Origin of the sequence: Pectobacterium carotovorum, assembly GCF_033898505.1 — a bacterium.
Lineage (GTDB): Bacteria > Pseudomonadota > Gammaproteobacteria > Enterobacterales > Enterobacteriaceae > Pectobacterium > Pectobacterium carotovorum_J.
On sequence record NZ_JAXAFK010000001.1, the window covers coordinates 1,470,117 to 1,495,035 of the forward strand.

Annotated in this window: 32 protein-coding genes; 29 read left to right on the top strand and 3 right to left on the bottom strand. The window is 50.2% G+C overall.

The window, feature by feature from the left end; all coding sequences use genetic code 11:
• Positions 1–67: 67 nt before the first annotated feature.
• The 27 genes from R9X49_RS06520 to R9X49_RS06650 all read left to right on the top strand — a co-directional run bounded on the left by R9X49_RS06520 (position 68) and on the right by R9X49_RS06650 (position 20,288).
• Positions 68–628: a phage N-6-adenine-methyltransferase gene (locus tag R9X49_RS06520; RefSeq protein ID WP_319847650.1), complete on the top strand. Its 561-nt coding sequence runs from the start codon at positions 68–70 to the stop codon at positions 626–628.
• Positions 612–809, top strand: coding sequence for a NinE family protein (locus R9X49_RS06525; protein ID WP_319847651.1), 198 nt, complete (start codon positions 612–614; stop codon positions 807–809). Before R9X49_RS06520 ends, R9X49_RS06525 begins: the two co-directional genes overlap by 17 nt.
• Before the next feature lie 164 nt (positions 810–973).
• Positions 974–1,264 carry a DUF1364 domain-containing protein gene (locus tag R9X49_RS06530; RefSeq protein WP_104210375.1) on the top strand — a complete coding sequence of 97 codons (291 nt, stop codon included), beginning with the start codon at positions 974–976 and terminating at the stop codon, positions 1,262–1,264.
• Positions 1,261–1,623 carry a RusA family crossover junction endodeoxyribonuclease gene (locus tag R9X49_RS06535; protein ID WP_319847652.1) on the top strand — a complete coding sequence of 121 codons (363 nt, stop codon included), beginning with the start codon at positions 1,261–1,263 and terminating at the stop codon, positions 1,621–1,623. Before R9X49_RS06530 ends, R9X49_RS06535 begins: the two co-directional genes overlap by 4 nt.
• On the top strand, positions 1,620–2,006 hold the full coding sequence (locus R9X49_RS06540; protein WP_319847653.1) for a hypothetical protein: 387 nt from the start codon (positions 1,620–1,622) through the stop codon (positions 2,004–2,006). Before R9X49_RS06535 ends, R9X49_RS06540 begins: the two co-directional genes overlap by 4 nt.
• 100 nt (positions 2,007–2,106) lie before the next feature.
• Positions 2,107–2,598, top strand: a complete 492-nt coding sequence (locus tag R9X49_RS06545) for an antiterminator Q family protein (protein WP_319847654.1) — start codon at positions 2,107–2,109, stop codon at positions 2,596–2,598.
• A gap of 277 nt (positions 2,599–2,875) precedes the next feature.
• Positions 2,876–3,199: a hypothetical protein gene (locus R9X49_RS06550; RefSeq protein ID WP_319847655.1), complete on the top strand. Its 324-nt coding sequence runs from the start codon at positions 2,876–2,878 to the stop codon at positions 3,197–3,199.
• Entirely contained in the window at positions 3,196–3,480 is a 285-nt protein-coding gene (locus R9X49_RS06555; RefSeq protein WP_319847656.1) for a hypothetical protein, read from the top strand. Before R9X49_RS06550 ends, R9X49_RS06555 begins: the two co-directional genes overlap by 4 nt.
• On the top strand, positions 3,477–3,953 hold the full coding sequence (locus tag R9X49_RS06560; RefSeq protein ID WP_319847657.1) for a lysozyme: 477 nt from the start codon (positions 3,477–3,479) through the stop codon (positions 3,951–3,953). Before R9X49_RS06555 ends, R9X49_RS06560 begins: the two co-directional genes overlap by 4 nt.
• A 94-nt stretch (positions 3,954–4,047) precedes the next feature.
• Positions 4,048–4,416, top strand: a complete 369-nt coding sequence (locus tag R9X49_RS06565) for a hypothetical protein (RefSeq protein ID WP_319847658.1) — start codon at positions 4,048–4,050, stop codon at positions 4,414–4,416.
• Between the two features lie 189 nt (positions 4,417–4,605).
• A complete protein-coding gene (locus tag R9X49_RS06570) occupies positions 4,606–4,998 on the top strand; it encodes a hypothetical protein (protein ID WP_319847659.1) in 393 nt (130 codons plus the stop codon).
• 101 nt (positions 4,999–5,099) lie between these two features.
• Positions 5,100–5,372: a DUF2829 domain-containing protein gene (locus R9X49_RS06575; RefSeq protein WP_319847660.1), complete on the top strand. Its 273-nt coding sequence runs from the start codon at positions 5,100–5,102 to the stop codon at positions 5,370–5,372.
• Between the two features lie 123 nt (positions 5,373–5,495).
• A complete protein-coding gene (locus R9X49_RS06580) occupies positions 5,496–5,681 on the top strand; it encodes a hypothetical protein (protein ID WP_319848597.1) in 186 nt (61 codons plus the stop codon).
• A complete protein-coding gene (locus R9X49_RS06585) occupies positions 5,678–5,911 on the top strand; it encodes a DUF2560 family protein (RefSeq protein WP_319847661.1) in 234 nt (77 codons plus the stop codon). Before R9X49_RS06580 ends, R9X49_RS06585 begins: the two co-directional genes overlap by 4 nt.
• Positions 5,912–6,031: 120 nt before the next feature.
• The gene (locus tag R9X49_RS06590; protein WP_319847662.1) at positions 6,032–6,517 is read left to right on the top strand and encodes a DNA-packaging protein; all 486 of its coding nucleotides are present in this window, start codon (positions 6,032–6,034) and stop codon (positions 6,515–6,517) included.
• A complete protein-coding gene (locus R9X49_RS06595; RefSeq protein WP_319847663.1) occupies positions 6,495–8,000 on the top strand; it encodes a terminase large subunit in 1,506 nt (501 codons plus the stop codon). Before R9X49_RS06590 ends, R9X49_RS06595 begins: the two co-directional genes overlap by 23 nt.
• The gene (locus R9X49_RS06600) at positions 8,000–10,177 is read left to right on the top strand and encodes a portal protein (protein WP_319847664.1); all 2,178 of its coding nucleotides are present in this window, start codon (positions 8,000–8,002) and stop codon (positions 10,175–10,177) included. Before R9X49_RS06595 ends, R9X49_RS06600 begins: the two co-directional genes overlap by 1 nt.
• Positions 10,178–10,190: 13 nt before the next feature.
• Positions 10,191–11,102 (top strand): scaffolding protein, encoded by a 912-nt coding sequence (locus R9X49_RS06605; protein ID WP_319847665.1) that lies wholly within the window; start codon positions 10,191–10,193, stop codon positions 11,100–11,102.
• On the top strand, positions 11,102–12,388 hold the full coding sequence (locus tag R9X49_RS06610) for a P22 phage major capsid protein family protein (protein ID WP_319847666.1): 1,287 nt from the start codon (positions 11,102–11,104) through the stop codon (positions 12,386–12,388). The genes R9X49_RS06605 and R9X49_RS06610 overlap by 1 nt, the downstream gene beginning before the upstream one ends.
• Before the next feature lie 47 nt (positions 12,389–12,435).
• Positions 12,436–12,702, top strand: a complete 267-nt coding sequence (locus R9X49_RS06615; protein ID WP_319847667.1) for a hypothetical protein — start codon at positions 12,436–12,438, stop codon at positions 12,700–12,702.
• Complete coding sequence (locus R9X49_RS06620; RefSeq protein ID WP_039553892.1) at positions 12,686–13,177, top strand: packaged DNA stabilization gp4 family protein; 492 nt, start codon at positions 12,686–12,688, stop codon at positions 13,175–13,177. Before R9X49_RS06615 ends, R9X49_RS06620 begins: the two co-directional genes overlap by 17 nt.
• Positions 13,149–14,567, top strand: a complete 1,419-nt coding sequence (locus R9X49_RS06625) for a packaged DNA stabilization protein (protein ID WP_319847668.1) — start codon at positions 13,149–13,151, stop codon at positions 14,565–14,567. Before R9X49_RS06620 ends, R9X49_RS06625 begins: the two co-directional genes overlap by 29 nt.
• On the top strand, positions 14,568–15,434 hold the full coding sequence (locus R9X49_RS06630) for a tail needle knob protein (protein ID WP_261877952.1): 867 nt from the start codon (positions 14,568–14,570) through the stop codon (positions 15,432–15,434).
• Positions 15,435–15,442: 8 nt separating this feature from the next.
• Positions 15,443–15,898 (top strand): DUF2824 family protein, encoded by a 456-nt coding sequence (locus tag R9X49_RS06635; protein WP_261877951.1) that lies wholly within the window; start codon positions 15,443–15,445, stop codon positions 15,896–15,898.
• Between the two features lie 2 nt (positions 15,899–15,900).
• Positions 15,901–16,590: a hypothetical protein gene (locus R9X49_RS06640; protein WP_039553884.1), complete on the top strand. Its 690-nt coding sequence runs from the start codon at positions 15,901–15,903 to the stop codon at positions 16,588–16,590.
• 8 nt (positions 16,591–16,598) lie between these two features.
• Positions 16,599–18,146 carry a DNA transfer protein gene (locus R9X49_RS06645; RefSeq protein ID WP_261877950.1) on the top strand — a complete coding sequence of 516 codons (1,548 nt, stop codon included), beginning with the start codon at positions 16,599–16,601 and terminating at the stop codon, positions 18,144–18,146.
• A gap of 201 nt (positions 18,147–18,347) precedes the next feature.
• Complete coding sequence (locus R9X49_RS06650; RefSeq protein ID WP_319847669.1) at positions 18,348–20,288, top strand: lytic transglycosylase domain-containing protein; 1,941 nt, start codon at positions 18,348–18,350, stop codon at positions 20,286–20,288.
• Positions 20,289–20,306: 18 nt separating this feature from the next.
• Here the strand turns inward: R9X49_RS06650 and R9X49_RS06655 are convergent, their stop codons facing one another.
• Positions 20,307–20,954: a hypothetical protein gene (locus R9X49_RS06655; RefSeq protein ID WP_261877948.1), complete on the bottom strand. Its 648-nt coding sequence runs from the start codon at positions 20,952–20,954 to the stop codon at positions 20,307–20,309.
• 110 nt (positions 20,955–21,064) lie between these two features.
• Here R9X49_RS06655 and R9X49_RS06660 point away from each other — a divergent pair, with 110 nt between their 5' ends.
• Positions 21,065–23,203 carry a phage tailspike protein gene (locus tag R9X49_RS06660; protein ID WP_319847670.1) on the top strand — a complete coding sequence of 713 codons (2,139 nt, stop codon included), beginning with the start codon at positions 21,065–21,067 and terminating at the stop codon, positions 23,201–23,203.
• Positions 23,204–23,531: 328 nt separating this feature from the next.
• On the opposite strand, the gene mgtS is transcribed toward R9X49_RS06660, so the two are convergent.
• Complete coding sequence (mgtS, locus tag R9X49_RS06665) at positions 23,532–23,627, bottom strand: protein MgtS (RefSeq protein WP_039300147.1); 96 nt, start codon at positions 23,625–23,627, stop codon at positions 23,532–23,534.
• Positions 23,628–23,941: 314 nt separating this feature from the next.
• On the opposite strand from mgtS, the gene R9X49_RS06670 reads away from it, so the two are divergent.
• Complete coding sequence (locus R9X49_RS06670; RefSeq protein ID WP_010275471.1) at positions 23,942–24,139, top strand: DNA polymerase III subunit theta; 198 nt, start codon at positions 23,942–23,944, stop codon at positions 24,137–24,139.
• 109 nt (positions 24,140–24,248) lie between these two features.
• On the opposite strand, the gene dsbB is transcribed toward R9X49_RS06670, so the two are convergent.
• On the bottom strand, positions 24,249–24,779 hold the full coding sequence (gene dsbB / locus R9X49_RS06675) for a disulfide bond formation protein DsbB (RefSeq protein WP_205558096.1): 531 nt from the start codon (positions 24,777–24,779) through the stop codon (positions 24,249–24,251).
• Positions 24,780–24,919 lie beyond the last annotated feature (140 nt).

Consider the following 24,919-nt stretch of genomic DNA (forward strand, 5'->3'; position numbering starts at 1 on the left):
AGCGCAAGAAATCTATCCCATCTAATCCTGTGGCTCGCATCGATCAACTACTGCGGAGTGTGCGGGGATGACAATTCAATCAAACACAGCACCACAGGACAAAGGCTGCTGGAGAACTCCGCCGGAGATTTATGCCGCTCTGAACGCGGAATTTTCATTTGTGGGTGATGTTGCAGCTAGCGACAAAAACCACCTCCACGAAAATTATCTAACTGAGAATGAGGATGCGTTATCTGATGAGAACCCATGGGGAGTAGTTTTCCCAAATGGCTATGTTTTTTGCAATCCTCCCTATTCAGACCCAATGCCGTGGGTAAAAAAAGCTCAGCAAGAAGACTGTTATTTTACTGGGGTAGTTATGCTGGTTCCGGCTGACACCTCTGTGGGTTGGTTTAAGCAGGCTATGAGAGATGTCAGCGAGGTTAGATTCATTACTGGCGGAAGGCTGTCATTCATAAATCAGTCAACTGGCAAGCCAGTTAGTGGAAATAACAAGGGTTCGATGCTGCTGATATGGAATCGGCATCGTCCTGCCGCAAGACAGTTAAGCACTGTGGATCGAGATGTTCTTATGCGCTGCGGCAGGCAATTCATCGAATGGGGTAAAGCAAATGCGCAAGCAGCTTAGCCCGACCCAGAAAGCCATCGACAATCTGATATTCCAGCCAACACGCCGCAGTAGAAACAAGCCAATAAAAATCCCGCCAGCAAGCCAAGTGCAGACATTCGATTATGTCTACGGCCTGCTAACGAGAAAATTTGACCGTATGAGGGGGAGAAATGCTACTGACTCAGCAAGAGATAAGTGACCACCAAAAATCATGCAATCTGCGCTCATGCGTAGTGGGCTACAAGGGTCAATCACTCTGTGCTAATTGCAATGCTGATTTGATTGATGACGAAACTCATGCCTGTGCTGAATGCGCCAGGCTGCTTTTAGAGGGCGAAGTAACTGAGAGAGTGAGAGAGGAAAATGGCGAATCTTAGGAAAGAAGCCAGAGGCCGCGAGTGTCAGGTAAGAATTCCGGGCATCTGTAACGGCAATGCTGAAACCGTAGTGCTGGCGCATTACCGCATGTCGGGGATTTGCGGCACAGGAATGAAGCCAGACGACCTTTTTGGTGCGTGGACATGCTCATCATGCCATGACGAAATAGACCGCCGTACGCGCCTCACAGACGCAGATAGCGCACATCTGGCACACCTAGAAGGTGTAATCAGAACGCAGGCGGTTTTACTGGCGGAGGGAAAGATAAAGCGATGACTGAATATCACCTCAAGTTGCCGTGGCCGCCAAGCCTAAACACCTACTGGCGACACGCACGACACAGGCACTACATCAGCGAGAAAGGCAAAGAATACCGGAAAAGAATCATCCAGATAATCCAGCAGCAAAACCTCGATATCAACACTCCCGCAAGACTGAAAATTTCCATCATCGCCAACGTTCCAGATAAACGACGCCGTGACCTCGACAACCTGCAAAAGGCGGTTTTCGATTCGCTCACACACGCCGGATTCATGCTGGACGACGAGCAGATAGATGATTTCAGGGTAAGGCGGGGCGAGCGAGTGAAGGGCGGCGGTCTGGATATCGTCATCACTGAGCTGGAGGCAGCATGACCACTGATACCGAAAGCGAATTAAGCAATGTCGTCGCTTTTCCGGAAAGGAAAGAAGATATCGCCGACGAATTGGCTATGAGGCGCGAAAGCGGAAAGAAAATTCATTGCCACCACGACGCCGTATGGGTTGATGAAAAAGAGAGAACCCTGCGATGCCGTCGCTGTGATGCTCTGGTTGAGCCATTCAACTACCTGCTTCACCTCTGCGAAACCGAAAACAGATACATGGAGAGCGTTAAATATCTGCGCCGGGAAGAAAATCAGCGCCGGCAGAACATCGAAAAGCTGATTCAGATAGAGAAAAACGCAAAGGCCAGAATCAGAAAGGCCGGATGCAAAGAGCCTCTTCCGCTGTGGCAAAACGAAAGGGTGGAATTATGAAATTGATTAGTTACATCCTGAACCTCTTCACCCCCATCACCCCAACCATCCATCCAACGCATTATCAGTCATGGGATGCCTATCCAGAGCGGAGGAAGAAATGCCAATCGCAGAATTAAACCTGACAAAGGAACAGCACGACTGGATCAACGGATGGTTAGAGTTGTGGGGTGCCTGGGTTTATTCGGGCAGATTGGAAAAACGGCAAAGCAGCGTTATCGCACAATTCATGGAGAGAGTGGAGCCAAGCAGGGTGATGAGTCGGCCCATGTGCAACGATGATGACGGGATGTTGATTTCTCAGGTCGTGGATTCCGTCATGGTCATTGACACAAGGGCTCTCGGTATTCTTCTCAGCTACTACGCTCACGGATCATCTAAGCGAGCAATTGCATCGTACTATCACAAGGCCGCAAGGCCACGCAAAATCGATAAAGGGAGATTGGGTGAAGGGTGGAGAAAGCCATCAGAGGAAACGTGCAGGAAGGAGGTTGCACAAATTCTCAATGCCAGCTTGTTCATTTTGTACGAGCCTCTGCAAAATGCTTTCAAAAGTCGCAAACGTGTAGAGAAAGTCAAACATGTTGCTTGAAAGTGCTTGACATGGTTTACCCATTTACCCATACTTATACCTAAGCTGCCGTTAGTGACTCTTAAGTTGCTGCGGCAGTAGTTGTGGTGAATGCGCAGGCTGATGCGCTTCGAGAGCGTCACGGTGCCGCGAGCCTCTGAAATCGACATGACACCAAAGCTGGGGATCAGCACCGGCCACCACAACCCCATTCAATCCCTGTCAATCGACGGGGATTTTCTATTTCAGGCTGCGCTATTGCGTGGCCTTTTTTATTTCTGCTCACAGCGAGGCTCCCGTGAAAATACCAGAATTTTTGAAAGCGGGGTTCGTTAGCTCATCCCCGTGGCTACTGGCATTGGTTTTCTTGTCATATGCAGGCGCGGAAATTAACTCCCGCATTAATGCCGCTGCATATGCCCTGCCTCGTGCAATCGTTTCGTATGGGCTCACTAACGCCAAAAACGATGATGATGTCATTGCGACTGTTGAGGTATGGAAGCGAGACGCATGGGGTGCGCAAATCGGATCATTGCGCGTTCTCTGCGAAAACGACCGGGATTACGTGAATAGCCTCGGCGGTAATGATGTGGGTGCGCGGGTATGCAGGATTACAAAATGAATGATCAGCCGAGCAATGTAATTACGCAATTTTTTGCTTGGGTGGCAGCCGGGGCTTCTGCGGCGGGAATAGCAACGCAGGATTTTATTTTCATCTTCTTTGGTGCTGTTGGCGCAATCGTCTCTGTTTTTTCATTCATCAGCGGTCGAGTTGATGCATATCGAGAGAGAAAAGAAGAAGAGCGCCGCACTCAACTTCTGGCTGACTATCTGACAAAGAAAAGCCCAGATGCAGAAAGCCTTTCTTCGGTGACCGAGGTCATGAAGAGGATTAGTGAATGAATCCCTCTCTACGAAAAAAGATTGCCGGCGCAGCCGCAGGCGGTGCGATTGCTATCACCACAGTGTTAATTCAGTGGCACGAAGGCGTTCGCTATACCCCATATTACGATGTGGTTGGTGTGCTCACTGTTTGTTACGGGCACACTGGCTCCGACATCATCCCAGCGAAGAAATACACCCAAGCCGAATGCGATGGTCTTTTAGCGAAAGACATTGCACCTGCCGCCGCTGCTGTAGAGAAAGCCGTCAAGGTTTCGATGACCGATATGCGTAAAGCTGCGCTTATCTCCTTCACCTACAACGTAGGAGCTGGCGCTCTGAATCGCTCAACGATGCTGCGCAAGCTTAATGCCGGTGACACCTCCGAAGCCTGTGACGAGCTAAAGCGCTGGGATAAAGCTGGCGGTAAAGTCTGGCGCGGATTAACTGACCGTAGGGCGGTGGAGCGTGAACTATGCCTGGCTGGGAGGTAAATATGACAGCGATATGTTTATTTTGCGCAGTGCTCCTGGCATTAAACGGCTCTGATGGTTGGGGTTGGTTTTTGTTTGCCGCGTGGCTGCTGTCATGAAGCCCTATCTCTACGCCGCTCTCGTTGCGTTGCTGGGCCTGCTGTCATTCGGCGTCTACTACTACCACGACGCATACAGTGATAAAGAGAAAGACCTCAAAGCGGCAGAGCGGAAACAACAGCAGGCTGAAACCATCGCTGGAAATGTGATCCAGTCAATGCGCATATTCAACTCAATAACACGGTCTAACGCAGATGCAAAACAGCAGATACAGCAGCGGTCGGAAACTACTGTGGTTTACATCCGTGAAAAATTATCGGCCGATGAATGTGCTATTCGGCATATTCCTGATGATGTTGTTAACCGGCTGCGAGAGCACACGGACAGAATACGTAATAGCTCCAGTAGTGCCGATCCCCGCTGAACTTCTACAGGACTGCCCTGCACCTGATATTCCATATCGAATGACCTATGGCGAAAGCGTAACGCTGAATGAAGAACTGCTGACCGTTATCGAGAAGTGTAACGCTGACAAGAAAAGCATTCGGCAAATCGAAGAATCCCGAACCACTGAACCGGCAATACGTCCGTGAGCAATGCTTAAGGCAATCACATGAAATATCTATCGGGCATCGTTATTGATGCCATCATAATTCTTTCTCTGCTGTTCGGCACTCTCTATGCAATTGATGGAATGACAAACATAGGTTACTTCGCAGGATGGTTGTTCGGAACTATTAATCTTATTGGCTTCTCTGTGACATCTATACGTGAGAGTACAGAGAAAAAATACACGCATGAGCCTTTAATCTGGCGAATCTATGACGCCGCTACCGATATTGCCTATGTAGTTTTTGCTGTGTACTCAGGATGGTTTGTGCTTGCGACAGTGTACGCGCTACAGGGTATCTGCAAGGCGCAATTCAAATCTGAGCAAGAGAAGCGACTTGCCGATGAAAAGCATTCCCCCGACAAGGAATCAGATTGTGCAACACCAACGAGGTGATCCACATCTTGACGGCCCGGAACTAGACGGGAAGTGGCTGCGCAACTCTGTGAAGAAGTGGCAAGGCTGCGAATAAACCAACATTAACTAAAGGTGAAACGATGAATTTCGGACAAGCACTTGAAGCCGTTAAGAGCGGTGCGAAGATTTACCGTGAAGGCTGGAATGGCAAAGGCCAGTTCGTTATCAAAGCTGGCGGTTACACGGTAAGCGAGGCTCACCCCGGTTCTGATTATGCTAAAGCTGGCATTACTGGTGAATTCACCATTCAGCCACATCTCGACCTGAAAAACGCGCAAGGCCACATGCAACCGGGTTGGGTTCCATCACAAGGTGATTTGTTTGCCGAAGATTGGCTGGCAACGCCTGTTTGATTTATAAAATTCTGCAAATGCTGCCTTACTGGTGGCATTGACAGAGTTTTATATAGATATCCCACCATGCCGGTATCCCGTATTACGGGGCCGGTATTTTTATTTGTAGAGGATTGTTCTGTTATGGGCAATGTTACGCGTCTAGGAATTGAAAAGCGATTCCCTGTCAATCTGGAATTACTGAATCGCCTGGAGTCGGTGATATATGACTATGACGGGGAAATCAGTTTGTGCGAAGCGCTGGGAGTTATCGAGCTACTGAAGCATGGGTTAATCGAAGCGCAAAAGAAATCAGAGGAAACCAAATGACCGCAATCACAGAATTAACAGACGTTCAGCAAATGAATCTGGAACTGCTGCGCCTTGTGCAATCTGACACCGCAGCGGCAGAGAAGGCCATTGCATTTGTTGCTGGCATTAAGCTGAATTACGAGCTGTTCAAAGATCAGTACACACCGGCATCGACTGAACAAACGCCTTTGGCCCGTGCCGAAAAGGCTATTCGCGAGGCTAAAGAAGCGCTGACACTATTTGGATGAGGGAATGATTATGGCGATTGATAAAAAAGGCAAGAAGCCTTCTCCGAAAAACGACCCAACAAAACCTGATGGAATTCGCGGCGTAAAGAAAAAACCGAAACCGAAAGGGAAGTGAAAATTATGGCAGCACCGAAGGGCAATCGATTCTGGGAGGCCCGTAGCAGTCATGGGCGTAATCCCAAATTTGAATCGCCCGAGGCGCTATGGTCAGCCTGCTGTGAGTATTTCGAATGGGTTGAAGCCAACCCATTGTGGGAAATGAAAGCGTTCGCATATCAGGGTGTAGTAACTCAAGAGCCTATCGCAAAGATGCGAGCTATGACGCTAACCGGGCTATGCATTTTTCTCGATATCACTCGGCAAACATGGGGAACCTTCCGCGTAATGGAAGGCTTTTCTGACGTCACCACACGAGCAGAAGAGATCATCTACGACCAGAAATTCTCCGGCGCTGCTGCTGACCTACTCAACGCCAACATCATTGCCCGTGACCTGGGCCTCAAAGAACAGTCGCAGGTTGAAGACGTGACACCTGATAAGGGAGATCGCGGCAAGCGGCTTTCTCGAATTCAGGAGCTTCTACGTGGCAAACGCAGCGACGATTGATATCGATGAGCTAACAGAAGACGAGCAGATAGAATTGCTCGAATTACTGGAAGAGGAAGAGAACTACCGCAAAACCCATCTGCTTTACGAATTCACTCCATACAGCAAGCAACGAGAGTTTATCGACTCTGGGCATGATTACCCTGAAAGATGCTTTATGGCTGGCAACCAGTTGGGGAAATCCTATACCGGTGGCGCAGAGGTGGCCTTTCATCTCACCGGGCGCTATCCCGGCACGAAAGGTTATCCAGATGATGGACTGTATGGAGAAGAATGGAAGGGTAAGCGCTTCTATGAACCGGTTGTATTCTGGGTAGGTGGCGAGACTAACGAGACAGTAACGAAGACGACGCAGCGCATTCTGTGTGGTCGTATCGAAGAGAACGATGAGCCCGGCTACGGATCAATCCCGAAAGAGGACATCATTAGCTGGAAGAAGTCGCCATTCTTCCCCAACCTTGTCGATCACCTGCTCGTTAGACACCACGCCGCCGATGGTGTTGAAGATGGCATGTCTATCTGCTACTTCAAGCCGTACTCACAAGGTCGCGCCAGGTGGCAGGGTGACACGATACACGGCGTATGGTTTGACGAAGAGCCGCCGTATCCCATCTATAGCGAAGGCCTGACGCGTACAAATAAATATGGCCAGTTCTCTATCCTGACGTTTACGCCGCTCATGGGTATGTCTCAGGTTGTAGAGAAATTCATCAAAAACCCCAGCAAGGCTCAGAAGATGGTCAACATGACTATCTATGATGCCGACCACTACAGCGACGAGCAGAAAGAGCAGATTGTCGCCTCTTACCCAGAACATGAGAGAGAAGCCCGTGCGCGTGGCATCCCGACAATGGGCAGCGGGCGAATCTTCCAGATACCGGAAGAAACCATCAAGTGTCAGCCGTTCGAATGCCCTGATCACTTCTACGTTATCGACGCTCAGGATTTCGGATGGGATCACCCGCAGGCTCACATCCAGTTATGGTGGGATAAAGACGAGGATGTTTTCTACCTCGCTAGAGTATGGAAGAAATCAGAAAACACGGCAGTTCAAGCATGGGGAGCTGTCAAAGCATGGGCGAATAAGATACCTGTCGCATGGCCCCATGACGGACATCAGCATGAGAAGGGCGGCGGTGAGCAACTCAAAAAGCAATACGCTGATGCTGGATTCGCCATGCTTCCAGATCACGCAACATTCCCTGATGGCGGAAACTCTGTCGAGTCAGGGCTGATAGAGCTTCGCGACCTGATGCTTGATAGCCGGTTCAGGGTATTCAACACCTGCGCACCGTTCTTTGAAGAGTTCCGTCTCTATCACCGCGATGAGAACGGGAAGATAGTAAAAACCAATGATGACGTGTTAGACGCCGTTCGCTACGGCTACATGATGCGTCGTTTTGCCAAGCTGATGCGTGACATCAAGAAGCCGAAAGAAAAGAAAATTCCCGCACCGATTAAACCAGTTTCCCGAGGAAGATAATGGCTGATAACGAAAGCAGGCTGGAGAGCATTCTGTGTCGCTTTGACGCAGACTGGACAGCCGGAGATGAAGCCAGAACCGAGGCAAAGAACGACTTATTTTTCAGTCGGGTGAGCCAATGGGACGACTGGCTAACGCAGTACACAACCTTGCAGTATCGCGGACAGTTCGACGTGGTTCGCCCGGTGGTTCGTAAGCTGGTTGCAGAGATGCGCCAGAATCCTATCGATGTTCTGTACCGACCGAAGGACGGCGCTAAGCCAGACGCAGCGGACACACTCATGGGGATGTACCGCACCGACATGCGGCATAACTCAGCAAAGATAGCCGTTAACGTTGCTGTGCGTGAGCAAGTCGAAGCCGGTGTTGGCGCATGGCGCATCGTCACGGAGTACGAAGACCAAGACCCGACCAGTAACAACCAGATTATCCGCCGCGAGCCCATTCACTCAGCCTGTTCATGTGTCATCTGGGACAGTAACAGCAAGCAGATGGACAAGAGCGATGCTCGTCACTGCACGGTCATCCACTCGATGAGCCGTAACGGGTGGGAAGATTTCGCAGAAGATCATGACCTCGACGCAAGCAATCAACCGAGCTTCCAGAGCCCAAACGATTGGGTATTCCCTTGGCTGACGCAAGACACGATTCACATCGCTGAATTCTATGAAGTGGTGGAGAAGAAAGAGACTGCGTTTATCTATCAGGATCCGCTAACAGGCGAGCCCGTAAGCTACTTCAAGCAAGATATCAAGGATGTTATCGACGAACTTGCTGAACGCGGCATGGTGAAGATTGCAGAGCGCAAGATTAAGCGCAAGCGTGTGTATAAAACACTGCTCTCATGCACTGACATCTACAAAGATAAGCAACTGATCGCCGGTGAGCACATCCCCATCGTACCGTGCTATGGCGAGTGGGGATTCGTTGAGAGCAAGGAAGTGTATGAGGGCGTCGTTCGCCTGACAAAAGACGGGCAGCGCCTGCGCAACATGATCATGTCTTTCAATGCCGATATTGTTGCTCGCACGCCGAAGAAGAAGCCTATCTTCTGGCCTGAGCAAATCCTCGGCTACGAGCACATGTATGACGGTAACGACGATTACCCGTATTACCTGCTGAATCGCACGGATGAAAACAACGGTGACTTGCCAACTCAGCCCATCGCATACATGGAGAATCCAGAGGTTCCACAGGCTAATGCCTACATGCTGGAAGCGGCAACCAATGCAGTGAAAGAGGTTGCCACTCTCGGCGTGGATGCGGAGGCGGTTAACAGTGGTCAGGTTGCATTCGATACTGTTAACCAGTTGAACATGCGTTCCGACATGGAAACGTATGTGTTTCAGGACAACCTGGCTACAGCCATGCGTCGTGATGGGGAGATTTATCAATCCATCGTCAACGATATCTATGACGTCCCCCGCAACGTGACCATCACACTGGAGGATGGCAGCGAGAAAGATGTTCAGTTGCTGGCTGAAATGGTTGACCTGAGCACCGGACAGCATGTGGTGATGAATGACATTCGTGGCCGCTATGAGTGTTACACCGATGTTGGGCCGTCATTCCAGTCAATGAAACAACAGAACCGCGCTGAGATTTTGGAATTGCTCGGCAAGACGCCACAGGGAACGCCTGAATATCAGTTGCTGCTGCTCCAATACTTCACGTTATTGGATGGCAAGGGTGTTGAATTGATGCGCGACTATGCCAACAAGCAACTAATCCAGATGGGAGCCAAACGACCAGAGACGCCAGAAGAACAGCAATGGTTTATTGAGGCGCAACAGGCGAAACAAGGGCAGCAAGACCCAGCAATGGTTCAGGCTCAAGGTGTATTGCTGCAAGGTCAGGCTGAGTTGGCTAAGGCCAACAACCAAACGCTTTCACTGCAAATCGATGCCGCTAAGGTCGAGGCGCAGAATCAGCTTAACGCTGCGAAAATCGCAGAAATCTTCAACAACATGGATCTCGATAAACAAGCTGAGTTTAGAGAGTTCCTCAAAACAGTTGCTTCATTCCAGCAAGGCCGCAGCGAAGATGCTCGCGCAAATGCTGAGTTACTTCTCAAGGGTGATGACCAGACGCATAAGCAGCGTATGGATATTGCCAACATCCTGCAATCGCAGAGACAAAATTCACCTTCCGGCAGCGTAGCCGAGTCACCTCAATAAGAGAGAGTTAATCATGTCCGACACCACCGAAATTCAGGAAACTGAAGGCCAACCCCTGCCTGTCGATAACGCGGCGGAAACCGCAGTCGATACAGCGTCAAATGCCAACGACGCACAGTCGCAGGATGCAGGCTTTGAGATTGTCCTGAAAGACGATGAGAGCAAGCCTAAACAAGACCCGGCAACCAATGCGCAATTCGCGCAGCGCCGCCTTGAACGCAAGCGCCAGCGAGAGCTTGAGCAACAGGCGGAGGCAGTAAAGCGCGGTGAATTGCCGGAGAACTTACGGGTAACTCCTGAATTACCAGCCCAGCCCAGCGCAAACGACTTCTTCTCTGACGAAGCGCTAGCTAAGTACAACTTTGACCAGAATCAGGCGCTCGCAGCCTTTCAACAGGCTAACTCCGAGTGGCAGATTAAGGCCATGGATGCACGCAGCAATGCGGTAGCAGAACAGGGCAAGAAAGTTCAGGAGTACACCCAGCAGTCAGCGCATTACGTCGAAGCGGCCCGTAAACATTATGACGCAGCGGAAAAACTCAACATCCCTGACTATCAGGAGAAAGAAGACGCATTCATGCAAATTGTCCCGCCGCAGGTCGGTGCGGACATCATGCGCCTCTTCCCCGAGAAATCCGCCGCGCTCATGTATCACCTGGGAGCCAACCCAGAGAAAACCCGCCAACTTTTGGCGATGGACGGACAGCTTGCACTGATTGAATTGGCCCGACTATCAGACCGTTTAACTCTCAAGCCTCGCGGGACTCAGGTTTCCTCCGCGCCTCCGGCTGACCAATCCATTGCAGGTGATGTGGCGTCGGCTAACACCGATGCAATTCGTCGGCAAATGGAAGCGGCGGCAAGCAAAGGCGACACGGCAGCCTATCGCGCACTCAAGGCAAAACTTAATAAAGGATCACGATAATGGCTTTGAATGAAGGTCAAGTAATCACGTACATGGTCGATGAAATCATTGAGACCGTGGAAAATCTCACCCCGATGGCGCAGCGTGTCGGTAAATATTCACCGCCGGCTGGCGATATGCAGCGCTCCCAGAACACCGTATGGATGCCTCTGGAGCAAGAAGCGCCAACCATGCAGGGCTGGGATCTGACCGGTCAGGCTACTGGCATTCTGGAGCTTTCCGTTAAATGTAACATGGGAGTTCCTGATAATGACTTCTTCACCCTCCGTGCCGATGATGTTCGTGACGAGCGTTCGCTGCGCCGCCGCATTAAGGCATCTGGTCAAAAACTCGCTAACAACGTTGAAACAGCCGTTGCTAAACAGGCGGCAGAGATGGGCTCCCTCGTTGTTACTAGCGCAAGCCCTATCGGTTCATCCACTACCGGGTGGGACTTCATCTCAGAGGCAGAAGAGTTGATCTTCTCTCGTGAATTGAACCGCAGTTCTGGACTGTCTTTCTTCTTTAACGGTAAGGATTATCGTGGCGCTGGTCAGGATTTGACGGGCAAGGACTTTTTCGGGCGCATTCCTGAGGATGCATATAAAACTGGCACCATTCAGAAGCAGGTTGCTGGTTTCAATGATGTTCTCCGCTCTCCGAAAATGCCACGGTTGACAGCATCAACTGCAACAGGGATTACCGTTAGCGGCGCACAGAAATTCCAGCCACAGGCATGGGTTGCTGACACTGACGGCAACCGCGAAAACGTTGATAACCGCGTCGCTACTGTTGTGTTGTCCTCAACAACCGGCTTCAAGCGCGGAGACAAAATCAGCTTTACCGGCGTTAAGTTTCTTTCGCAGATGGCTAAAAACGTGCTGACGCATGATGCCACCTTCTCGATCACCCGCGTAATCGACGCCACTCATGTTGAAATTACGCCGAAACCAATCGCCCTGGATGATACCGCACTGACGAAAGAGCAATTGGCTTACGCCAACGTCAACACATCGTTAGCCAATACGATGACGGTGAATATCCTGAACACCACTACGGCAGAAACGAACGTTTTCTGGGCTGATGATTCCATTCGCTTGGTATCACAGCCGATCCCAATCAACCATGAGCTGTTTTCTGGCATGAAAACCCAAAGTTTCAGCATTGATAGCGTTGGGCTGAATGGTGTTGTCGCCTATCAGGGTGATATCAACACCTTTGCGGGGAAATGCCGCATCGCGCTGTGGTATGCGCCTACCGCAGTTCGTCCGGAAGCGATTGGTGTTGGCTTGGCAAGCCAAGCGTAATCACCCTCACTCTATGGGGCTTCGGCCCCTTTTTTTCGGAGAATCACATGTCAAACATGGTATTTCGCCACGGCGAGAGCAAGAAGTGGAAGGGGGTTGGTTACGACTGGGAAATTGTCAGCGACGATGAGTTGCAAGAGTTTATCGATGCTGGATGGTTTGCGCATCCCGATGAGTTGTTGAATGCTCCTGCTGAGCCTGAGCCTGAGCCTGAGCCTGAGCCTGAGCCTGAGCCTGAGCCTGAGCCTGAGCCTGCTCAACGCAAGAAGCCGGGGCCAAAGCCTAAGGCGGTGAGTGATGCTGATAGCAACTAAAGGTGATCTGGTCAGGGCTGCATTGCGTAAGTTGGCGATCGCCTCCAATGCCACCCTGACCGATGTTGAGCCGCAGTCAATGCAAGATGCGGTAGACGACCTCGAAACAATGATGGCGGAATGGTATCAGGATGGTAAAGGCATAATCACCGGCTATGAGTTCGCCGACATGGATAATCTGCCAGCAGAAGGCGATGACCACGGTTTACGCTCAAGCGCCGTGAGCGCCGTTTATCATAACCTGGCTTGCCGAATCGCTCCTGATTACTCACTCGAAGCCACCGCAAAAATCATCGCCATTGCTAAATACGGCAAGGAATTGCTCTATAAGCAGACCGCGATTGAGCGCTCAAAACGCGCACCTTACCCAAGTCGTATGCCGATTGGCAGCGGCAACAGTCTTGCCACGCTGAACGGCTGGCATTACTTCCCCGGAGAGAAGCCCGATGCCGATACAACAACTCCCCCTGATTAAGGGTGTTGGCAAAAACTTCCGCGATTCTGACTATGTTGATCTGCTACCGGTCAATATGCTTGCTACACCCAAGCAGGTGCTCAACAGTAGCGGATATTTGCGCTCATTCCCCGGCATAGACAAGCGTTCTGATGTTGCAGGAGTATCGCGTGGGGCAATGTTTAACACCGCTCAGAATGCCGTATATCGCGTTTGCGGCGGTAGTCTGTATCGCGGCGCGTCGGTGGTAGGTTCGGTGTCTGGCTCGGGCAGGGTTAGCATGGCGGCAAGTCGCACGTCTCAGGCGGTCGGCGTTGGCGGTCAGTTGGTGCTGTATCGCTACGATGGGACCGTCAAGACGATGGCTAACTGGCCCGTATCGAGCACCTATACGCAATATGACCTTGGCTCTGTGCGCGACGTTACCCGGCTGCGTGGTCGTTATGCATGGTCGAAAGATGGTACGGATTCATGGTTTATCTCCGACCTTGAAGATGAGTCGCATCCTGACCGCAACAGCGCAGAGTACCGGGCAGAATCCCAGCCTGACGGGATTGTTGGTATGGGTACGTGGCATGATTTCATCGTCACGTTCGGCACGTCAACGATTGAGTATTTCTCCCTGACTGGCGCTACCACTGCTGGCGCTGCGTTGTATGTGGCTCAGCCATCGCTGATGGTTCAGAAGGGTATTGCTGGGACATACTGCAAAACGCCTTTCGGTGACTCTTTCGCATTCATCAGCCATCAATCTACTGGTGCGCCGTCTGTGTATGTCATTGCGTCAGGGCAGGCGTCAGTAATTGCTACCGCATCAGTGGAGAAGGTTCTGCGGGGATACGCGGCGGCGGAGTTAGCTACCGGCGTGATGGAGTCGATACGCTTCGACGCTCACGAACTGCTGATTATCCATCTTCCACGCCATGTGCTCGTGTTCGACTCGGCAGCCAGCCAGAACGGGCCACAGTGGGCCATCCTGAAAACTGGCCTGCTTGATGACGTGTACCGTGGCATTGACTTCATGTTCGAAGATAACACGATCACTTGCGGCGATAAGCTGGAAGCGGTGACCGGTCAGTTTAATTTTGCGTCATCTGCTCAGTATGAAAAGCAGCAAGAGCACCTGTTGTTCACTCCGCTGTTCAAGACAGATAACGCCAGGGTGTTTGATTTCGAACTGGAATGCAGTACCGGTGTTGCTCAAATCGCTGACCGCCTGTTTCTGTCTGCAACAACGGACGGAATCAACTACGGCCGCGAGCAGATGATTGAGCAGAACGCGCCATTCGTATACGACAAGCGTATTCTATGGCGTCGTGTCGGCCGCATCCGCAAAAACATTGGCTTCAAGGTGCGAGTCATAACAAAAGCCCCTGTAACCCTATCAGGATGTCAAATCAGGGTGGAATAAATGGCAGATCCATCACTAAATGTACCCGTATCGGTACGGGCGCAGAGCATCAACTCAACTTTACTACCGCCAATATTTTCCCAGCCTTACATGCTCTATGTCATCCAGCAGGCTACGGACGCCAGTAATGTGGCGGGCAAGGCCAATCAGGCCGGAGCAGGAGCGTATGAGGCGCAAGTTAAGAATGACGAGCAGGACATCATTCTGGCTGATCATGAAGTTAGGCTTGACGCTGCCGAGGAAAAGTTAGCCGATCACGAAACAAGAATTACTGCAGCAGAAGCAACGCTTGTTGATCATGAGGCGAGAATTACCTCGGCGGAGGCAACAATCGCGCTTCACACAACGCAGATTGCAGCAAACACCGCGCAGATAGCCAATCACGAAACCAGAATCACCACGCTTGAGACGAATTTTGCAGCATATCAGGCGTACATGAACCGGCAAAAATCTGAGGTGGTTTACTCTGGCGTCTCGCTTGTCATCCCAACCACATCAACAAACTTGCTGACCTTGCTCGGAACCCTGACCCCGACAAGCGGCACGCTATTGCCGTTCTTTGACGTGGCTGCCGGGCGTATGAAAGCGCTGAACAAGTTCAAAAACCTGAGCTTCAAGATCAACCTGCGCGGCACTTACACATCTTCATCCGGCAACCGCTCGATGCAGATAACCTTTGGCACAACCGTACCTGACACGATTGTTGTTAGCCGTGACTCTGCTACGACCATTGATGACGTGTTCATAAACACCTTTTTCGCTGTCGATGAGGGTGACGACATCGTGTCACCCGGCATCACGATGATGATCAAGGCCAACGGAAGCACGTTCACAGCCACACAGATAAAGATCATCGCCACTCAGTGAGGCGCTTCATGATTTCATTTAAGCCAACGCGTAACATCGACTTGATTGAAGCGGTGGGTAATCACCCTGACATCATCGCGGGGAGCAATAACGGCGACGGATACGATTACAGGCCGGAATGCAGATATTTCGAGGTCAATGCGCACGGCCAGTTCGGCGGCATCGTCTACTACCACGAGATTCAGCCGCTAGCTTTCGATTGCCACGCAATGTATCTGCCTGATGCTAGAGGGTTTAGCAAAGATATCGGGCTGTCATTCTGGCGCTTCATTCTGTCGGAAACCAATGTTCAATGTGTCACTTCATTTGCTGCTCGCAAGTTCCGTCACGGGCAAATCTACTGCGCCATGATCGGATTAAAGCGCATCGGAACCATCAAGAAATACTTCAAAGGCGTTGATGACGTCACCTTCTATTCAGCCACTCGCGAAGAACTAACCGACTTCCTCAATCACGGGAGATAACCATGCTATACGCATTTACGCTGGGCAGAAAACTGCGCGGCGAAGAACCATTTTGTTTTGAAAAAGGCGGGAAGGGGGGCGGTGGAGGAGGTGATGCACAAGCTCAAGCGCTAAACAATTCAACTGCCTTACAGCGGGAGCAATGGCAGACGGTGATGAATAACCTTGCCCCTTTCACTCCACTGGCTCAGCAATATGTATCACAACTACAAAACCTATCAACACTAGATGGGCAAAATAGCGCCCTTAATAGTTATTACAATTCAGATCAATACAACCAAATGGCGAATCAAGCCAGGTATCAAAACCTCAATGCGGCAGAGGCCACTGGTGGCCTTGGCTCAACTGCCACCAGCAATCAATTGTCAGCAATTGCTCCATCTCTTGGGCAAAGTTGGCTATCAGGGCAGATGAATAACGCACAAAATCTTGCAAATATTGGCCTTGGAGCATTGCAGGGTCAGGCTAACGCGGGGCAAAACTATGCAAACAATGTTTCGTCCCTATATCAGCAACAGGCTGCACTGGCGGCGGCTAATGCAAATAGCCCATCTGCTCTTCGTTCTGGTATTGGTGGCGCTTTTGGCGGGGCTGCTTCAGGGGCCGCACTTGGTAGCGTCATACCTGGTCTAGGCACTGGAATTGGAGCCGCCATTGGCGGCGGTCTTGGGTTGCTTGGCGGTCTTTTTTGAGGTGAATAATGGCTACTACCCAACCGTGGACGTCTGGAGGGGCCTTACTGGCAGGGATTGGTAATAATAATCCAAATGCCCCGCAAGCGAATGATATTAATACGACGCTTGCGCTCATTGAAAGAAGTAATGAGATACAAAGGTCTGGAGCAAATAACCTTGGGCTGCAAGCCTTACAGGGACTAACAGGAGTTGCTCAAGCATACAAGCAAAACCAGCAAGCTGAGCGTCAGAAGGCATTCCAGCAGGAGTACGGCAACGCTTTTAAATCTGGCGACCGTAGCGCCATGCGTGATTTAGCAGCTAAATACCCTGACCAGTTTGAGAACGTACAGAAAGGTATGGGCTTCATTGATGATGACCACCGCACAACGATGGGTAATCTTGCGATGAATGCGCAGTTGGCCGCGGGACAGGGGCCGGAAGCATTCGGCAGCTTCCTGAAAAGCAATGCTACCGAACTGAACCGCGTCGGCGTAAATCCGGCTGATGTCGGGCAGACCTACCAGCAAAACCCGCAAGGTGCATCTGACTTATTCGGCAATCTGGCTATGTTCTCGCTGGGGCCAAAAGAGTATCTGGATGTGCTGGATAAGCGCGAAGGGCGTGCGCTTGAGCATTCTCAGCAGCAAGTAACAATACGCGGTCAGGATTTGACGGCAGAAACTGCTCGGAGAGGGCAGGATATAAGTCGTGCCAATGCTCTCACTGCCGCATACGCTCCAACATCTGCCATGCAGAACTACACGCAGTATGCGCAAATGCTTAAAACAGATCCCGGGGGGGCCAAAGCGTTTGCACAGGCGGCAGGAATAAAGCCTGAGCAGAATAAATTGTTTAAAGTTGAAACGATGCCTGATGGTTCGGTGATGAAATACTATGCCGATGGCACGGAAGAAAGGGGAAAGATTACCGATCCAATAACTGATCCAAATATGCGCAAGCCATTAACTGTAAGGGAAGCTGACGGAATACTCAGTAAAGCATCAGAAGGCTCAAAACAAGCCGCTGGGTTCGCCATGCGTGTTGAAGATGGGCTATCTGGGATGCGTCAGCTTGTAGATTCTGGGCAAGTAAGCCCTCAGAGGGCGGCATTTATTGCCGCTAGGCTTGGAGATGGCATGATCGCAAATAATGCATTATCCCCGGCTGAGCAATCTTATTTGCTCAACGCCAGGGATACTGTGAATGCCATTTTGCGCAAGGATACTGGCGCAGCCATAACCGAGGCAGAAACAAAAGAATATGCAAACCTGTATCTACCTCAGCCAGGTGAAAGTGATGCCGCGTTGAAGGTGAAGAACAGGAAACTGGAAAATCGATTTAAAACCTTCCGTGGTGAATCTGGATTGTCATATGAAGCAATGAAGGTGTCATCGAAAGCATATGATGCACAGGACGCAGCGCAACAACAAGCTCAGCAGCGGCAGCCTCAGCAAATGGCACAGCAGCCACAGGCTCAACCAAGGCAGGCTCCAGCAGCAGCAATTCAGGCTCTGCAAAATAACCCAGCATTAGCTCAACAGTTTCAGGCGAAATATGGATACCTACCATAAGGCGGAGTGATGGCTAATTTTTTCGATCAGTTTGATGAGCAACAACTTACGCCGGGAATGATGCAGCCAGGTAATATTGATCTTCATAATAGGCCAATTGTCAGAAATTCAGATGGTAGCATCAGCACTGTTCGCAGCATGTCAGCGAATTTCGACGGGAGAGAGGTTCTTATCCCTACCGTTACTGATGACGGTAGGGTGATGTCAGATGATGAGGCTATTGATAATTATCTGCGTACCGGACGGCATTTGGGGATGTTCAGCACGCCAGAGGCTGCAACCGCTTATGCTGAATCACTGCATGACCAGCAGGCGGTAGAATACTTACCACAATCTCAGCAGCAGTTATCAAACTTTTTTGACCAGTTCGACAATCCTGAACAGCAGACGCAAGCCATGCCGAATCAACCGCAAGGAAGGAGTTTGGCACAAAATGCGCTACTTGGCGTGTCAGAAGCTGGCGGTGCTATCGCACAGGCCGCTGTTGATACCGCGAATATAGCACCGATGGTTGCTGATGCGTTCAGCAGTGCTGCTGCGTGGGCTGCTGGGAAATTTGGCCTGAGTGATGGTACATATAAACCTGCGCCGCGCCTGTCACTTCCCGAAGGAGTTGGCCCGCAGACGCAAGCCGGACAGATTGCCGCAGATGTGTTGCCATTCCTTATTAACCCGGCGGCTAAAGCTGTTCCCGCCGGGGTTGGGCTGGCCGATCGCGGGGCTAATCTCGCGGCTCGTCTTGGTGCTGAAAGCTTAGTCGGCTCTGCAGCACAGAACAGCGGAAATCAAAACATTGAGCAGGCAGCCACCGGAACGTTACAGGATTTAGGGATTAATGCTGGCATAGGCGGCTTGGTTCGCGGTGTTGGTAATGCTGTCGGTGCAGGGTATCGCGCGGCCCGAGGAGTTATCGAGCCGGAAGCGCAACAGGCGATTCGCTTTGCTGAACAAAACAATGCCCCATTGCTGACAAGTGACATAATCACACCGGGGACGTTTGCGGGTAATTCTGCCAGAGCACTGGGTGAGAAAATACCTGTTACGGGAACTGGATCCGTGCGCCGTGCTCAGCAGGAATCACGTAATCAGCTTGTGCAGCGGTACGCGGAGAAATTCAACGCTGCCGCACCGGAAGAAATAGTGCAAAGCTTACAGCGTCAAACGAGCAAGATTAAGCAGGCTGCGGGCCAGCGATTGAGCCAGGTTGATGATGCTATGCGTGGTGTTGGCACAATACAGCCAACTCAGGCCATTACCGCTATCGATAACGAGATCAACCGCCTGTCACGCCTTGGCGGCGCAGCAGATTCGCAGACTGTTAGTAAGTTGCAGACGTACCGTGACGAGCTAGCGAATGGCACTGACTTTAGTCTACTGAGAGACCTGCGCACGCAGTTCAGGCAGGATGTGAAGGGCGATCGTGTCGCGTGGCCTAATCAGTCACAGGCAGCGGTTAATCGCGTGTACGCAGCGATGACTAATGATGTTAATCAGGCCGTTACCGACAATCTCGGAGCTCAGGCGGCAAATAGGTATAAACAGGCGAATGCTGTTTATGCTAACGAAGCGCAGTTAGTCAACAATACCCGGTTAAAAACCGTCTTGCAGCGTGGCGAGTTAACGCCAGAAGTTGCTAATAACCTGCTATTCAGCAACAAGAAAAGCGAGATTCAGCAACTTTACCGGTCTCTCGATAACCGAGGCAGAATCGCAGCCCGCGCGTCTGTCATCGGTAAGGCTTACGAGAAATCCGGTGGCAGCCCTGACAAGTTCCTTAATGAGATAAACCGCCTGTCAAATCAGACGGGAATCCTCTTTAAAGGAGCTGACCGCCAATATCTCAATGGATTGAATACCTATCTGGATCAAACGAGAAGGGCAGCAAGAGCCGGGGCAGTAACGCCCACCGGGCAGGAACTGATGCAAATATCAGTACCAACCGGATTGTTCGTTGGTGGACTGCCTGCGCTTGGTGCTGGGTTAAGCTATGGTGCAATGGCACGCGCGTATGAAAGTAAAGTTGTGCGTAACTCTATGCTAAGGCTGGCCAACACACCCAAAAACAGCATGGCTTTCGAGAGGAATCTTGAAGCTGTTAATCGGGCGGTGTCGGCGGCATTGCAAGGCGGTCGTGAGCAATAATGGCAAGCCACGGATGGCTTATCCATGTATAGAGTCTCGGAATTCTTTACTCGATAAAAAGGCATCTGTTTTTCTTGCTTCATCATACCTTTTGTTAAACCCTCGAGCCTCTCCTGGGTATCTATTAAAGATAAGCCCACAAGTGGCGCATATTATTGAAACGCATAACGATAGGGCCACATGGAAAAACAGCGGAAGCCATAAGAGGATCGGCTCGCCATAATCACCATGCCAAGCAAAGTAGGCTATCATGCCAAAATACCATGCGGTAATCCCAACGCTAATGATTGTACTTATGGTGGTTACAAGCACCCCTATGGCGTCTGATAACCTGTTAGCTAGCAAATCTGGCGAATATCTTGCAATCAAGTACCGCCAACATTTTGCGACATCCTCTGTCTTTGTCGAATCTTCTTGAACACCAATGGTGCGGCACATATCTGATGATCGTTTCTTTTCTAATCTATTCGTTCGCCACCTACTGACAGCCATCATGGATAACTGCACAGCAACGCCGACAATAAGCGATATCAAAACCATGCCAAGAAATCGCCAGCCGGGAGACAGAGATTTATACATCCATATATAAAGTCCAACGAAGGCAGTGAAACCAACAATAAGTTCTACCATGGTATCGGACATGAATTTTTCTTTTTTGTTACTCATCCCAACCTCCTTTTTTTTATTCAGCATAGCACGCCGTATTAATCACGTAATTACTTAAAAACTTCATAACGCAGGTTCTCTGCGTAGCACAAACACGTCTGGAGAAAACAATGGCAGATATTACGCCTAATGTTATCGTATCAATGCCCGCCCAACTCTTCACACTGGCGCGGTCATTCAAGGCCAACGCCAATGGTAAAATCTATATCGGTCTGATTGATACAGACCCTACAATCCCCAGCAATCAGATTCAGGTCTACCTCGAAAACGAGGACGGCAGCCACGTTCCTGTTGCTCAGCCAATTTTAATAAACGCTGGTGGTTATCCCGTTCACAACGGTCAGATTGCTAAATTTGTTACCGTTCAGGGTCATTCTATGGCTATTTATGACTCCATGAATGTGCAGCAATTCTATTTCTCTAACGTACTGAAATACGATCCTGACCAGTTCGCAGACAGAATAGAGGAGCTAATCGGCTCTAGGCAATTAATTCGCATGTCTCTATCAGACGCAAAAGCATACTCTCAATATGAGAATGGCCAGAGCGTTTTCATCACAGATATCGGATACCTGTTTAAATTCAATCCAGAGCGCAATCTCGTTCCCGGCCAGCCAGTTTCAGCCATCACAGTTGATGATGAATTGCATAAATTAGTCACATCTGGCGGCATGCTGGAGTTTGATGATTATGAAAAACTCCGCAACGCAGAGTCTCGAAATTATGCTGAGTATCAGGCGCTAATGCGGACAAATAAGGCCGTAGCGATGGTTAACTACGGTGACTCCATTACATGGGGACAACGACCTGACTTTGGGCAATACCCACTTAACTATCCAGCGCAGATCGCGCAAACAATGACATCCCTGACCCAATCAGCATGGTCAAGCCAAAACATGGCATCACCTGGAGACACCGCAATGGTGAATTACCGTCGCACCATGCAAGACGGTACGATAGGGGTGATTTCTACGATAATGCTCGGCGTCAATGACATAAAAGTTGTGACGAATAACGGCAGCAACCCAGAAAATGCAGAGGGTGATGCGCTATACGGCGTTAAAAATTACTCTTTTTTGATGCGTAAATTTATCGCTCGTGAAATTCTTCGCGGCCGGTGCGTTACTGTTTTTGGCACTACGCAATGGGTGAGTGCTGCAAACGCATCTCCGATGGGTAATTTAACTGAGTGTTACTTGTCCCGTTCATATGATGCTGCGGCGAAAGAAATGGCAGAAGAATTCGGCTGCGCTTTCGTTGATACAAAACGTGACATCATCCAGCAATTTGGCATTAGTGAATCTTGTCATGACGGCCTGCACCTGAGAGAAGATTTCCTTCCCATAATTGGCAAGAGATTCGCCGCGTTCTTCATGCAACAGGATTACAAAAACCCCTGCGTGCTGGCAACCGGTGACGTAATGCTTCCAGCGTTCTTCTTTCAGCCAGTTTCATCTAGCAGAACCTTAACTCGCAGTGAATTTACTGACGGCTCATCCCCTCCGCTCGGTGGTGGAACCGATAATCCAGAGGCTATTGGTGTATTACTGCCGAATGACGCAACAGGTGGAAACGTGACGATGGCGTTTTTCCTGAATTCGGATAGCGCCGTCATTTACCCGTCAATCAATTCTAACGGCACACCATATTCTTTTAACCTGATACTGGATAACGGAGCCAAACAGCCAGATTATCCGTCTGATGTAGAGATAATCCCAGTGTTGCGTGACCGTCAATATATTTTGTCAGGTCGATCCATCAGTGGGTCAGCGAAAAAAAACCGAACGACAGAGGATTACTCGCAGATAAACACTGCATGCTATATGCACGTCACTACACGCGGCTGGCATATGATCACGTTCGCTGTAGGGCAGAACGCAGGCGTTGCTGCTGTTGAGGGATTGGTTTGCGATAGTTGGTCGAATGTGAAAAACAATGATGTTCAAGGAGGGGTGTCAGGGAGGGGGAAGTGGACATCTTCAGCGACTGAAGTTTCTGGCAAGGTGCTATCAATAACGCGAAACTCGCTCGGCGTCTTTAGCGTAACAACGGCAACTCTTGTCCCAGAGGGCTACAGAGTAGAAATCGACGTAACACCGGATTTTAATGCGAATACCATCAGGACATACAATAAATCTGGAAGCGGCTTCTCTATTGCATTTATGCAAGCGGCGGGATCAGGAATCGATTTGGCGTTCAATCCATACGACCCTGCTTCTTTCATCGTCAGGGTGCTGGGAGGTCGGTAACGGCAAATACCTTGGGGCATATATGGGGCAAAAAATTACCGCAAAACGATGCAACTACAGATTGCGTAGTGGCTCGGCTTGCGGTAATGCTCTGCAAAAACCGTGATACAGTCCTAGTTCACATTATTTCATCTGTTAACTACTGCACATTTTAAACAAACCCGAATGGGCGCGATAGTTTCTGCTCGGTGTAGGCGGTTGCCTGGTTGACGCGGTTTTCTGATTAAGCTGTTTGCTGGTTAAAACTGTTTACTGGCTAAAACAAGAAGCCCCTCAGTCTGAATCACTCAGAAGAGGGGCTTTTTATCGGGGGGAGCGTCAGTGTTCATTAGTCATCCCATTTGGGGCTTAGGTACGCCGCCAGGAAGCTGAGAAAAAGAATGCCGCCCAATACGGCGATGAAGAGATTGATATTACCTAACATGATTGTTTCTCCTGAATAAATCAATTGCGATAGAAATACCTCATAGGGTGGAAAGTCATCGTTGACCTGCGATAGGTACTATAGGCTTAGGGCGCATGTTAATGAAGAAAAAACGCTCAGAAAGGGGCTGGTGGTTTACATCTCGTTGAGGTGAAACACCGTACTTCACTGCCGGAACTGGAATGCTCATCTGCGTTTTGCCTGCCACTTCACATTTTTCTTTTTCCTTGTGCTAATCATGCTGTCACCTCCGGCATAAATCGTGGCGTGTTGTATAATTTTAGAGCAGCATAACCAGCAGAGGGGGAGAGCATGTGATTAACTTTGAGAAAATCATTCTTGAGTACAGCGAGCAGTACACCGACTTTGCTGCCTCCACGATTGCTTTCATGGAAAGTCAGGAAAAAAAGATCGACGCAGATGAAATATCACGAAGAATCCCGCAGGAAAAAAGGCCTTTCTTCAACGAGCGATTAGGCCATTATCGCGATATCTACAGACCACAGCAGTGAGCGTCGGAGCAAGCCTGTGAGGCGTAGAAACGGTTACCAGAAGCCCGACAACAGTGTCGGGCTTTTCGGTTTATATGTGAAGCGCCTTCTGTATTCATCCGCTTATGGATTAACGGCTGAAGAGGTCGCGGCGCTTAGGACGGAAAGGTTGAGCGATCAACACCAGCACGGCAATCACCAGATAAGCGACAAAGATACCAAGCAGCCACTGCGGCATTTCCAGAGAGAGGAATTCCCACTGACGCACTGAGCAATCCCCTGTCGCATTGAAAATGGCCGGAAGCCATTTGTCTAAAGGCAACCATGACGGGAAGCTAACAAAGAAATCACAGGTGGTAAACGGCGACGGATTTAACAAGATATCCGTGTGTTTCCATGCCAGGCGAACTCCTTCGTAGGAACTGTATATCCAGAGTGCGATGGCCGGATAACGCAACGCTGTTGATGGCGCGATGGCACCAACAATACCCGCGGCGAATACGCCCCATAGCGCACAGCGCTGATAGATACACAGCACGCACGGTTTTAATAGCATAACGTGCTGAAAATAGAGCGCGGTCAATTCCAACGCTAAAGCAGTAAACGCCAGCAGCAGCCACGCACCACGCCCGCGTGAGCAACGATTAAGAAATCGCAACATAAAAATATTCCATGCTAAACATGATTAAAGCAGCAGTGTAAACCGTTCTGGCTTCACTGCCATCATTTCACTGTGCAAAACGTAACGATATGTTTATTTGATGCTTTTTCTGTCATTTTACGGCGGCGAACATCGTATTG